Annotated in this window: 8 protein-coding genes; 4 read left to right on the forward strand and 4 right to left on the reverse strand. The window is 72.8% G+C overall.

Annotated elements, in window-relative coordinates; all coding sequences use genetic code 11:
- Positions 1–65: 65 nt before the first annotated feature.
- Positions 66–983: a LysR family transcriptional regulator gene (locus OG896_RS22305; RefSeq protein WP_329367992.1), complete on the reverse strand. Its 918-nt coding sequence runs from the start codon at positions 981–983 to the stop codon at positions 66–68.
- A 115-nt stretch (positions 984–1,098) separates the two neighbouring features.
- On the opposite strand from OG896_RS22305, the gene OG896_RS22310 reads away from it, so the two are divergent.
- Together OG896_RS22310 and OG896_RS22315 are read left to right on the forward strand one after the other, a co-directional pair.
- Positions 1,099–2,415: an MFS transporter gene (locus OG896_RS22310; RefSeq protein WP_329367993.1), complete on the forward strand. Its 1,317-nt coding sequence runs from the start codon at positions 1,099–1,101 to the stop codon at positions 2,413–2,415.
- A gap of 218 nt (positions 2,416–2,633) precedes the next feature.
- Complete coding sequence (locus OG896_RS22315; protein WP_329367995.1) at positions 2,634–4,538, forward strand: protein kinase domain-containing protein; 1,905 nt, start codon at positions 2,634–2,636, stop codon at positions 4,536–4,538.
- A 146-nt stretch (positions 4,539–4,684) separates the two neighbouring features.
- On the opposite strand, the gene OG896_RS22320 is transcribed toward OG896_RS22315, so the two are convergent.
- Positions 4,685–7,090, reverse strand: a complete 2,406-nt coding sequence (locus tag OG896_RS22320) for a phosphocholine-specific phospholipase C (protein WP_329367997.1) — start codon at positions 7,088–7,090, stop codon at positions 4,685–4,687.
- Positions 7,091–7,440: 350 nt separating this feature from the next.
- Here OG896_RS22320 and OG896_RS22325 point away from each other — a divergent pair, with 350 nt between their 5' ends.
- Entirely contained in the window at positions 7,441–8,499 is a 1,059-nt protein-coding gene (locus tag OG896_RS22325) for a zinc-binding dehydrogenase (RefSeq protein WP_329367999.1), read from the forward strand.
- 60 nt (positions 8,500–8,559) lie between these two features.
- Here OG896_RS22325 and OG896_RS22330 read toward each other — a convergent pair whose 3' ends face one another.
- Positions 8,560–9,288, reverse strand: coding sequence for a GntR family transcriptional regulator (locus tag OG896_RS22330; RefSeq protein ID WP_329368001.1), 729 nt, complete (start codon positions 9,286–9,288; stop codon positions 8,560–8,562).
- Positions 9,289–9,721: 433 nt separating this feature from the next.
- Here OG896_RS22330 and OG896_RS22335 point away from each other — a divergent pair, with 433 nt between their 5' ends.
- Positions 9,722–11,137, forward strand: a complete 1,416-nt coding sequence (locus OG896_RS22335; protein ID WP_329368003.1) for an MFS transporter — start codon at positions 9,722–9,724, stop codon at positions 11,135–11,137.
- Between the two features lie 19 nt (positions 11,138–11,156).
- Here the strand turns inward: OG896_RS22335 and OG896_RS22340 are convergent, their stop codons facing one another.
- On the reverse strand, positions 11,157–11,834 hold the full coding sequence (locus OG896_RS22340; RefSeq protein ID WP_329368005.1) for a GOLPH3/VPS74 family protein: 678 nt from the start codon (positions 11,832–11,834) through the stop codon (positions 11,157–11,159).
- Positions 11,835–11,856 lie beyond the last annotated feature (22 nt).

The raw sequence follows: 11,856 nt of genomic DNA on the forward strand, positions 1-11,856 counted from the left end.
TCGTCCTCTCGACCGTCTTCTCGATCGTCGAGGCGGCCGTCCGAACGGAGCCGCCCGCCGTCCGCTCAGCCGGCCGTCGTCCGCTGCGGTGGCGGGTCCACCGCGGCGGCTACGGTCGCCATCGCGGCCAGGGCCCGAGCGGCGGACCCGAGCCGTCGGGTGTCGGAGACGGCCAGCGACACCGGCCAGCGCAGGTCGGCGTCCGTGACCGCCAGCTGCCGTATGTCGTCGCGCGCGGGGATGACGAACCGCGGCAGCAGGGCGATGCCCAGGCCCTGCCGGACGAAGGCCGCGCCGGTGGAGATGTCGGTGATCTCGATGGCCACCTGCCGGCTCAGCCCGGCGGTGGCGAACGCCCGGTCGGTGACGCTGCGGTTGCCGTAGCCGAGGGGGAAGTCCACGAACCGCTCGTCGGCCAGTTCGGCCATCGCCACCGACGCCCGCTCGGTGAGCCGGTGCCCGGCCGGCACGACCAGGTCCAGCGGGGCGAAGGTCAGTTCGTGCAGGCGCACGCCCGCCGGGGGCGGCCCGGGCAGGGAGACGAAGGCGAGGTCGAGGGCTCCTTCGGCGAGCGAGGCGACCAGACCGCCCGAGCCGGTCGGGGCCGCCGTCAGCCGCAGTGCCACGTCCGGGTGGCGGCGGTGGAACTGCCCGAGCAGGCCGGGCAGGTCGATCAGCGCGACGGATGTCAGTGTGCCGATCCGCACGGTGCCGCGCAGGCCCCCGGTCACCTCGCCCACGGTGTCGCGGGCGTCCTCGACGGCGTCGAGCGCGTCCCGGGCCTTGGGCAGGAGCGCGGTCCCGGCGTCGGTCAGCTCCACCCGGCGCGAGGTGCGGTCGAGCAGCGGGACGCCGAGTTCCCTCTCCAGTGCCTTCACGGTCGCGGACACCCCGGACTGCACCACGTGCAGGCGCTCGGCGGCCCGGGTGAAGCTGAGCTCCTCCGCGACGGCCACGAAGTACTCCAGATGCCTGAGCTCCATGGCCGCGATCCTCTCATATTCATCATTCGACGTGCTGATTGCCAGCAGAAACGATTGTTGGACGTGATGGACCCGCGAGGCGCACCGTGGTGTCGTCGAGCCACGGAGGACAGACATGACGACCGAGACGGCACCCCAGACGGCATCCGAGACGAAGACCGGCACGACCGGCAAGGCGCCCGGCCCCGCCCCCTCACCGGAGGCGTACCCCGAAGCCGATCCGGCCGGCCGCGGCTCCCGCCGGCACTCCGTCGGCTTCTGGCTCATCGCCGCCGTGTTCCTGACCTCGATGGCCTTCTCGACGGTGCCGACCCCGCTCTATCCGCTCTACCAGCGGCGCGACGGCTTCTCGACCTTCACGATCACCGTCGTGTTCGCGGTCTACGCGGTCGGTGTGGTCGCGAGCCTGATGCTGGCCGGGCACATCTCGGACTGGGTGGGCCGCAAGAGGGTGCTGATCCCGGCGCTGGCCCTCGAAGCCGTCGCCGCCGTGCTGTTCCTGTCCTGGCCGGCGCTGCCCGGCCTGATCGTGGCGCGGTTCGTCACCGGACTGGGCGTCGGCATGATCACCGCCACGGCCACCGCCCACCTGCACGAACTGCACGCGGCCGGCCGTCCCGGTGCCGGCCGCGGGCGCTTCGAGGTGGTCTCGACGGCCGCGAACATCGGCGGTCTCGGGGTCGGCCCGCTGGTGGCCGGCTTCCTCGCCCAGTTCGTCACCGAGCCGCTCCGCACCCCGTACCTGGTCTTCGCGATCCTGCTGCTCCTGGGCATCGTCGCCGTGGCCGCCGCCCCCGAGACCGTCGAGGAGTTGCCGCAGCGGCCGGCCTGGCGGCCGCAGACCGTCTCGGTCCCCTCCGGCGGCCGGACCGGCTATCTCGCCGCCGTCGTCTCCGCGTTCAGCGCCTTCGCGGTGTTCGGCATGTTCTCCTCGCTCGCCCCGGCCTTCGTCGCCGGCCCGCTGCATCACCCCAGCCGCCTGCTCGCCGGGGTCGTCGTCTTCATGGTCTTCGGCACCGCGGCGCTCGCCCAGTCCGCCACCACCCGTGTGACGGCGGGCATACGGCTGGCCGTCGGCCTCCTCGGCGAGGCCGCCGGGCTGGTCGTCCTGGCCGCCGGCATGGAGCGGGCCGACCTCGCCGCGTTCCTGGCCGGCGGCGCGCTGGCCGGCGCGGGCGCGGGCGTGCTGTTCAAGTCCGCGATCGGGACCGTGATCGCCAAGTCCGCTCCCGCGCAGCGCGGTTCCGCCCTGGCCGGGCTCTTCCTGATCGCCTACCTCGGGCTGATCGTCCCCGTCGTCGGCCTCGGCGTCGCGACCCGCTCCCTGCCGGTCACCACGGCGATGCTCTGGTTCACCGGTGCGCTCCTGGCCGTCATGACCGGGGCCGCCGCCCTGGCCGGTACGGCCCGCCGTACCGCCGCGGGCGCCTGACCCGCCGCCTGACCAGCCGCCTGACCCGCCGCCCTACGGGGGAGCCCGGGCGTCCCGATCACGTCCGTCCCGGAGCGGTCCGAGCGCACGGCGAACGCGCCTGGGCCGTACGGGACATGGGGCCGCGCCCCACCGGCTCCGGCATGACACGGCGTACGGGCTTGACTAGCCTGCTGCGCATGACTGCGTACGGGGGAGACGGAAGTGGCCCGAGTGGGATGGGAGCCGAGCCACTCGCCGAGAACGACCCGAGCCGGATCGGCCCCTTCACCCTGCTGGGCCGGCTCGGGTCGGGCGGGATGGGGCGGGTCTACCTGGGCCTGGCCGGCGGGCGGTTCGCCGCGGTCAAGCAGGTGCACCCGCATCTGACCGACGACGAGGGGTTCCGGCGGCGCTTCGGCCACGAACTCGACAACCTGGCCCGCCTGCCCGCGGGAGTCAGCGCCGAACTCCTGGACAGCGACCGGGAGTCGCGGCCACCCTGGCTGGCCACCGCGCACATTCCCGGTATCACCCTGGACGAGGCGCTGCGGGTCAACGGCGGACCGATGCCCGTCGCGGACGTCTGGCTGCTGCTGCGGGAGGCCGCGGCGGGCCTGGCGGTGGTGAACGAGGTCGGCATCGTGCACCGGGATCTCAAGCCGTCGAACGTGATGCTGCGCGCGGACGGGCTCACCCTGATCGACTTCGGGGTGGCGATGGCGCTGGAGCAGAGCCGGTTGACCCAGTCCGGGATGGTGATCGGCACCCCCGCGTACATGTCGCCGGAACAGGCTTCCAGCCAACGGGATTTGACGGGTGCCACGGACGTGTTCGCCCTGGGCTGCCTGCTGGGGTACGCGGCGACCGGGCAGCCGCCGTACGGGGACGGCGGCGGCGTGCAGATGCTCTACCGCATCATCCACCAGGAGCCGGACCTCGCGCCGCTTCGTGCGGTCGACGCGGAACTGGCGACGGTGGTCGCCGACTGCCTCGCGCGCGAGCCTCAAGACCGGCCCACCGCAGCGGAGTTGGCGGCGCGGGCCGCGTCGCACGTCGCCGCCGGCGTGCCGCCCTGGCCGCCGCGCGTGCGCGAACTGCTGGCCACGCGCCGCGAGTCGGCGAAGCGGGTCCCCGAACCGGAGGCGGGGGAGCGGGCGACGGAGGCCGCCGTTGAACTGCCCCCGGGTTCCGAGCCCGGACCCGGCCCCTCGGGCCCGAAGCCCGGACCCCAGCCTGATCCGGAGCCCGCGCCCGAACTCGCGCCCGCGCCCGTGCCCGAGCCCGAGCCCGAGCGGCGCAGGTTGCGGCTGCCGCGCGTCCTGGTGATTCCCCTGGTGGTCGTCGCGACCGGCGGTGCGGTGGCGCTCACCCCGTACCTGCTCACGCCGAAGGACCACGACGCGCACTCACCGTCCGGTGGCGGCGGCACGGCGGCCGCCCTGCCCAGCACCGGCACGTCGACCGGCTCCGCGACGCCCTCCGGGTCCAACTCCGCTGTCAGGAGGGGGCCTTCGCCCTCCAAGGGCGCGACGTCCACCTCGGGCGGCACGCACGCCGGCGCGGCCGGCACCGGGACCTCGGGCACGCGGGCCGGCTCGGGTTCGGCCGGCCGTACCGGCGGGTCCTCGTCGGGCTCGGGCGGGTCCGGCGGCTCGAAGACCTCGGGCAGCTCCGGCGGTTCGGGCAGCTCCGGCGGTTCGGCCGGCGGTTCCTCGGGTTCCACCGGCTCGTCCGGCTCGGGCTCCACCATCACCGCGAGCGGCACCCACCGGCTGGTGTCCGCCCTGGACGGGCACTGCCTCGCCTACGACGTCAACCACAGCACCTCCGCCTACCTGGCGAGCTGCGGCTCCAGCGGCCCCTTCAAGTGGACCTACGCCGCGGTGTCCGGCGGCACCTTCGAACTGCGGAACGCCGGCAGCGGCAACTGCCTTGCCGGCAGCGGGGACAACTTCAGCTACGTGGTCTCCTGCGGCAGTTCCGACGCCGACCGGTGGAAGCTCGGCCGCTCGACCTCCTCCGGCACCACCCTCCAGAACGTCTCGGCCGGCCAGTGCCTGCAGAACGACACCACCGTCGGCGCGTACGCGACCACCACCGCCTGCGGCAGCTCCGCTGACCTCCTCTGGTCCAACGACTGACCGTCCGCCCCCGCGCCACCGCCCCGCCCGAACCCCCCCGCCCGAACGCCCCGCCGCCGTCGGAGCCCGACCGCACGGCGGGCGGCGATGGCGACGGGAACGCGAACGGAACGGCGTGCGTGCGTTCCGCGCCGCCGAGGTGGGGCCTACACGGGTGACAGCAGCCACTGCTGCGAGGTGCTCCCGGTGTTGCCCTGCTGCTGGAGCGTGGCGCTCCGGCTGGTGGAGGCGCCGGTGACGCCGAGGACGAGGCCGCTTCTGACGCTGGTGAGGGTGACGTAGCCGTTGCCCACGGGGGCGGTGGTCCACTGCTCGTTGGTGCTGCCCTGGAGCGGGTACTGGATGATCGCGGCACCGGGCGACCTGCTGCCACCGGCGACGTTCATGCCGAGGCCGGAGGACACGTTGACGAGGTTGTGGACGCCGCCGGGCAGCGGGACGAACCTCCAGCTCTGGTTCGCGCCGCCGTCGACCGGCCACTGGATGAGCGCGGTGCCGGCGGCCTTGGAGGCGGAGGGGTCGTCGATGGCCAGGCCGCTGTTGCGGTTGACCAGCACATGGGTGGCGGCGGGCGCGGGTGATCCCGACGTCGCGTAGAGGCGGCCGGCGAAGCGGCGGGCGAAGCCGTCGCCGGTGGAGGCGGTGACGGTGTAGTCGTAACGGCCGGCCGAGGTGGCCTTCAGCGTGGTCCGGGAGCTTCCGCCGGCCGCCACGGTGAGGGTGGTGGCGGCGGCGCCGGCAGGGGCGAGGTAGGCGGCGTTGGGCTGGACGGTGAAGTCGGTGGGGACCGAACCGGCGTTGCTGACGGTCAGGGTCAGCGTGGCGCCGTCCTGGTTGTCGACGACACGGGCCTCGGGGTGGGCCTTGGTGGTGTCCGTCCAGGTCAGGACGTTGCCCTGGAAACCGCGGAGGTAGCCGTCGGGGCCGTGCAGGTCGATGTCGTAGGGGCCGCCGCCGTAGGTCTTCGCGGAGAAGTAGTCGGTGAGGCTCCCGCCGACCGGGCAGTTCAGGTTCCACGCCTGGAAGGTGCGGTGGTTGACCGTGTAGGCCGTGAAGCTCCCGGCCAGGGTGCCCGCGTTGTCGGTCTCGAACCAGACGCGGTTCGTCGAGGTGTCGGTCCAGGACGCGGTGTCGAAGACGTAGCCCAGCGGCTGCGCGGGGCGGTCGCCGGACTCCTGCGCGGGCAGCGCGCCGGTGGCGGGCAGCGTGGGGGCCGGCAGCGACTTCTGCCGGTCGGCGGCGGCGACCAGGGCCGCGGTGTCGGGCAGGTCGGTCGGGAACGCGACGGGACCGGTGCCGAAGGTGAAGGCGCTGGTGAGGTCGCCGCTGACCGCGCGCCGCCAGTCGGAGATGTTGACGCAGCGCACGCCGGTGACCAGTTCGGCGAACCGCACGGGGGAGGTATGGTCGAACACCTGGGAGCAGACCCGGCCGCCGGTGGACCAGGGGGAGATGACGGTCATCGGGACGCGCGGGCCCATCCCGATCGGGGTGCTGCCGACGAACTCCGCGGCGGTGCCGGGGGCGGGGACGGGCGGCGCGACGTGGTCGAAGAAGCCGTCGTTCTCGTCGTAGTTGTAGAAGACGACGGTGGAGTCCCAGGTGGCCTGGTCGGCGGCGATGGCGGAGAGCACGCCGCTGACGAAGTCGGCGCCGTCGGCCGGGCGGTAGGCGGGGTGTTCGGACTTGGCGGTGGGGGCGACCACCCAGGAGACGGTGGGGAAGGTGCCGGCCGCGATGTCGGCGCTGATCGCGGAGGTGATGCTCGCGACCCTTGCCATGCCGCGGGTGTACAGCGGGGAGGTGGTGGGGGCGTTCACGAACTGGGTGAACCAGGCGAGCGGGTTGCAGTCGTAGTTGTCCGCCTCCTGGTAGACCCGCCAGGAGACGCCGGCGTCCTGGAGCATCTCCGGGTAGGTGGTCCAGGAGCAGCCGCTCTCGACGTTGACGGTGACCGGGCCGCCGGCCGTGCCCGCCGGGTCGATCATCCCGGTCCACAGGTAGAGCCGGTTGGGGTGGGTGGGGCCCTGGACCGAGCAGAAGTACTGGTCGCAGATGGTGAAGGCGTCGGCCAGCGCGTGGTGGAAGGGCACGTCGGCGCGGGTGTAGTAGCCCATGGCGTAACCGGACTTGTTCGGGACCCAGTTGTTGTTCAGGCCGTTGTTCCAGGCCGCGTGGGTGCCGGACCAGGAGTGGTCGAGGTCCTTGACCTGCTGGGCGTCGCAGACCGAGGTGTCGAGGTGCCAGGGCTGGAGGATGCCGCCGCCGCCCGCCGAGCCCTTGGTGTCCTGGTTCCAGACGTTCGAGCCGCTCGGGAAGCGCAGCGGCGAGGTGTCGCCGAAGCCGCGTACGCCTCGGAGGGTTCCGTAGTAGTGGTCGAACGAGCGGTTCTCCTGCATCAGGATCACGACGTGCTCGACCGAGGAGAGCGAACCCGATCCGGTGGAGGCCGCCATGGCCTTCTGGACGCCGAGGGGCAGCCCGCCCAGCGCGGTGCCCGCGCCGACGGCGGCGGCCGAGCCGAGCAGGGTTCTGCGGGTGATCGGGGACATGGACAGACCTTTCGTCGGGCAGCGCGGGGTGGGGTCCCGCGGCTGCTGGGATCTGGCTATGCAGAACTTGGCGCATCACACCTTCACCTGTCATGACACATTGGCTGTCCGGCAGGTGAACGGCTGTCGAGCGGATGGCCGCCATGATCGGCGTCAATTCCGTTGCTGGGCGCGGTTTTCCCCCATAGGGCGCGGTGCGGCGGGGGCTCGGCGGTGCATGGCGGCGCATGGTGGGCGAGCGGGGGATCGAGGCGGTCCGGTGCTGACAGGGTGAATAATAAGCCAAGCTGTAGCTATAGGTCTTTGATTTCTGCCTGCCGTCATGACAAGTTCAGTCCATGACGTCTTCGATGGATACCGTCCCGGTCCGCTATGCCCGCTGGGACGGGGTGGGGAGCCCGTTCTCCGTGGTCTCGGACCGCACCTCCGTCGTTCCGGGGTCCGGAGAGCTGCTGGTGCGGATCGACCTGGCCACGGTCTGCGGCAGCGACCTCCATACGGTGTCGGGCCGGCGTCCCTCCCCGGTGCCCGCGCTGCTCGGCCACGAGCAGGTGGGCACGGTGCTCGGGGTGGGCGCGGGCGGCGTGCGCTGCGTGGACGGGTCGCCGGTGACGCCCGGCACGAGGGTGGTCTGGTCGGTCACCGCGTCCTGCGGCGGCTGCGAACGCTGCGCGCGGGGACTGCCGCACAAGTGCCTGGGTCTGCGGAAATACGGGCACGAACCGCTGGTCGAGAGCGCGCCGTTGACCGGCGGGTTCGCCACCCACTGCGTCGTGCTGCCGGGCACGGCGGTCGTCGCGGTGCCCGCCGACCTGCCGGACGAGGTGGCCAGTCCGGCGTCCTGCGCGACCGCGACCGTCGCCGCGGCGATCGCCGCCGCGGGCCCGCTGGAGGGCCGGCGGGTGCTGGTGACGGGAGCCGGGATGCTCGGTCTGACGGCGGTGGCCATGGCCACCACGGCGGGCGCGCGGGTGGCCGCGGTGGACCCCGATCCGGCCCGGCGCGACCAGGCCCTCACCTTCGGCGCGGCCGAGGTGCACGACGGCTCGTCCACCCCGGGGGAGGCCGATGTCGCGATGGAGTTCTCCGGCCATTCGACCGCGGTGCAGCGGTGTTTGGACGCCCTCGCGGTGGGCGGTACGGCGGTGCTGGTCGGTTCGGTGTCACCGGGCGCGACCGTGGCGCTCGACCCCGAGCGGGTGGTCCGCGGGCTGCACACCGTGGTCGGCGTGCACAACTACCGCCCGGTGGACCTCGCGGCCGCCGTACGGTTCCTCGCCGCACACCACCGCGGCTATCCGTTCGCCGACCTGGTGGGGGGAACGTACGGGCTGGACCGGATGGACGCCGCGCTCGCGGCCGCCCGCGGAGCCGCGGCGCCGCGGCAGGCCGTGGCGCCGCGCCTTTGAGGCGGTTCGCGCCTTGCCGGTGAACCGGGGCCCCGGCGCCGAAGCCGGGGCCCCGCGCGGTCAGAGCCTCGCGGTGCGCGTACTACGGGTGTTGGTCACCGTCACGGTGGCCACGTCCGGCCGGTAGCGGTCGTCGGACCACTCGATCGGCACGCCCTGGGAGTCGGTGGTCAGACGCCGCTCCCGCAGCAGCGCCGACCCCGGTGCCACGTCGAGCAGTTCGGCGTCGGTGGCGTCGGCGGCCACCGCGTCGAAGGTGTGCCGGGCCGAGGCGAGATCCGTACCCAGTTCGGTGAGCAGCGCGTAGATCGAGCCCGCGTCGAGATCGGCGCTCATCAGCGGCCGTCCGACCGACTCGGTGTAGGTCATCCGCTCCAGCATGGCCGGGCGGCCGTTGAGCAGGCGCAGCCGCAGGAGCTGGACCACCAGGTCGTCGGCGCCGATCTGGAGGGCGGCGGCCACCGCCGGGTCGGGGCGGCGCAGGGCGATCTCCTGGAGGCGCTGGCCCGGGACGTGTCCGGTCAGCTCGGCGCGCATGGTGAAGGACAGGAACGACCCGAACGGCTGGGACGGCACGGCGTCCAGGACCATGGAGCGCTTCCCCTGGCCGCCGCTGATCAGGCCCTCCTCGCGCAGCGTCGCCAGCGCCTGCCGTACCGGGGTGCGCGAGGCGGAGAACTCCTCGCAGAGGTCGGCCTCCGAGGGCAGTGACTCCCCGACCCCGATCTCGCCGCTTCGGATGCGCCGACGCAACTCGGCTGCCATGGCGCTGTGCAGAGACTCCTTCACACGCCTGACCCTACAGGCGGGCGAATTCTCCCGATCCGTGGCCCCGGATCGCCGGGGTAACCGATCTTGTCATCATAGGGCGAGGCGTCGTGTGTGATCGGTGTGATCCAAGGGGCCGATGGGGTCGATTGGTCCGGATTCATCGCGTTGGTTCCAGGTGAACAGTCGATGACTTGTAAGTACAAGACGTTGACGCCCTTCTGGGCCGCTGCGACAGTCCTACTCAACCGCGAGCCGGCGCACCCCGTGACCGTCCCCGCCCGCAGTCCGCGGCCTCCGCACGCGAACCCACCACCTCGCGCACACCACCACGAAGGACGACTGTGCGAACTCCGCTCCCATCGGCCTGCCCCGACCGCACCCGCACCCACCTCCGCGACAGCGTGGCGGCCCTGCCCGCGCTCATGGACGCTCATGACCTGGGGGACACGCTGTGACCGCCGCCGCCACCACGACCATCGCCCGCCCCGCCGGCGTCCAGAAGACCCTGGACGACGCCCCGCTCAGCACCTTCCACCTGAAGGCCGCCGTCGTCGCCGGCGCCGGCTTCTTCACCGACTCCTACGACCTGAACGTGATCGGCACCGTGATGTTGCTGGTCAAGCCGCAGTTCGGGCTCGACTCCGGCCAGGTCTCGCTGGTCACCAGCTCCACCCTGCTGGCGGTCGCGGTCGGCGCCCTCGTCTTCGGCCGCCTCGGCGACCTCCTCGGCCGGCGCCGGATCTACGGGCTCGAAGCGGTGCTGATGATCGTCGGCGCCCTGGTGTCGGCGTTCGCCCCGAACTTCGCGATCCTGCTGGCCGGACGGCTGATCCTCGGCCTGGGCATCGGCGGCGACTACCCCGCGAGCGGCGTGATCATGACCGAGTTCGCCAACCGTCGCAACCGGGGCCGGCTGGTCGGCACGACCTTCCTGTTCTACGTGCTCGGCCAGGTCGCCGCCTACCTGGTGGCGCTGCTGATCCTCGCGGTCGGCACCCCCGACCACATGGCCTGGCGGATCGTGCTGGGGCTGGGCGCGCTGCCCTCGCTCTTCGTCCTGTGGAACCGCAGGCACATGCCCGAGTCGCCCCGCTGGACCCTGAACGTGGCCGGCGACGCGGCGCGGGCCGCCGACGACCTCGCCGACTACTCCGGGCACACCGTGGCCCGCGAGACCCGGAACTCCGGCACGCCGCGCCCGTCCCTGACCTCGGTACTGCGCGGCCGGCGCTTCCTGCTCGCCCTGCTCGGCACCGCCGGCGCCTGGTTCTTCTTCAACGTCGCCGTCTACGGCAACTCGGTCAGCCAGCCGCTGCTGATCGCCAGCATCACGCCGCAGGCCACCACCATCCGCAACATCGCCATCAACGCGGTCCTCGTGGTCTGCTTCAGCCTCACCGCAGCGATCGTCGGCCTCGCGCTGCTCGACCGGATACCCCGGCGCCGGCTCCAGATCATCGGTTTCGGATGCAGCGCCCTGTCGATGCTGCTGATCTCCGCCATCGGCGGGCTCACCCACACCGTCGTCCCGTTCGCCCTCGTCTTCGGGATCTCCCTGTTCGGCATCGCGCTCGGCCCGAACTACACCACCATGCTGCTCGCCGCCGAGACCTACCCCACCGCCGTCCGCTCCACCGGCCACGGCCTGTCCGCGGGCATCGCCAAGATCGGCGCGTTCCTGGGCGCGCTCATCACCCCGATCGCACTCGACCACTACGGGCTGCGGGTGGTCACCCTGATCGCCGGCATCTGCTTCGTCCTCGGCATCGCGACCACCCTGGTGCTGCGCGAATCGAAGGACCTGGCCCTCAGCGACCTCGACGAGACGCCCTCGGGCCGTCCCGAACCCGAGCCCGTACCGAGCTGAGCCGGGCGGCCGGCGCACGTCAGTTGTTCGCCGCCTGGGCGGCGCGGGCCGAGGAGAGGGCGCCGGTGACGCCCTTCGTGACCGCCCGGACGGCCTCCCCGACCGGTTCGCTCGCCCAGGGACCCGCGGCGAACTTCCGCAACCGGTCCTTGCGGGTGCGCCGGTCGATCCGCGGGAAGACCCGCGTGGACAGTTCGGAGGCGTCGACGAGCAGGACGAGGGCGACGGTGCGTTCGTCGGCGTCGCCGCCGCTCACCGCCCGGGCGACGCGGTCGCGGATCTCGACGCCCGGCACGGGGTCCGCCTCGGTCCAGCGCGTGGCGGGGAACAGGCCGAGGACGCGGTGGCGTTCGGCGTGCACGATGCCGCGGTCGCGGAGCCCGGTCCGCACTTTCTGGTACGCCTTGTCGTTCCTGGCGGAGCCCACCCACCGTGCGGCCCGCCGCGGGCGCCGCTGCTCGCGGATGCGCTTCCACAACTCCTCCGCGGCCGGCCCGGCCTGGCGTACGGCGAGCGCGCCGGACCCGCCGTCGAGCGCGACCAGCCGGTTGTCGCGCACCCCGATCCGCCCGTCCAGCGCCAGTTCCATCAGCACGGCCCCCGCCACGCCGAACGACACCGCCTCGCCCGCGGCGAGCCGACCGGACTGCTCGTTCCTGGAGAGGAGCAACAGCTCTTCCGCCAACGTCAGTTCCATCTGTTCCGCCTCCCCTGGAATA

This window comes from Streptomyces sp. NBC_00669 (genome assembly GCF_036226785.1).
GTDB lineage: Bacteria > Actinomycetota > Actinomycetes > Streptomycetales > Streptomycetaceae > Actinacidiphila.

Coding starts and splice junctions, on each gene's coding strand:
- OG896_RS22320 (WP_329367997.1), bottom strand. CDS start 7,090: ATGTCCCCGATCACCCGCAGAACCCTGCTCGGCTCGGCCGCCGCCGTC.
- OG896_RS22310 (WP_329367993.1), top strand. CDS start 1,099: ATGACGACCGAGACGGCACCCCAGACGGCATCCGAGACGAAGACCGGC.
- OG896_RS22305 (WP_329367992.1), bottom strand. CDS start 983: ATGGAGCTCAGGCATCTGGAGTACTTCGTGGCCGTCGCGGAGGAGCTC.
- OG896_RS22315 (WP_329367995.1), top strand. CDS start 2,634: ATGGGAGCCGAGCCACTCGCCGAGAACGACCCGAGCCGGATCGGCCCC.
- OG896_RS22325 (WP_329367999.1), top strand. CDS start 7,441: ATGGATACCGTCCCGGTCCGCTATGCCCGCTGGGACGGGGTGGGGAGC.
- OG896_RS22340 (WP_329368005.1), bottom strand. CDS start 11,834: ATGGAACTGACGTTGGCGGAAGAGCTGTTGCTCCTCTCCAGGAACGAG.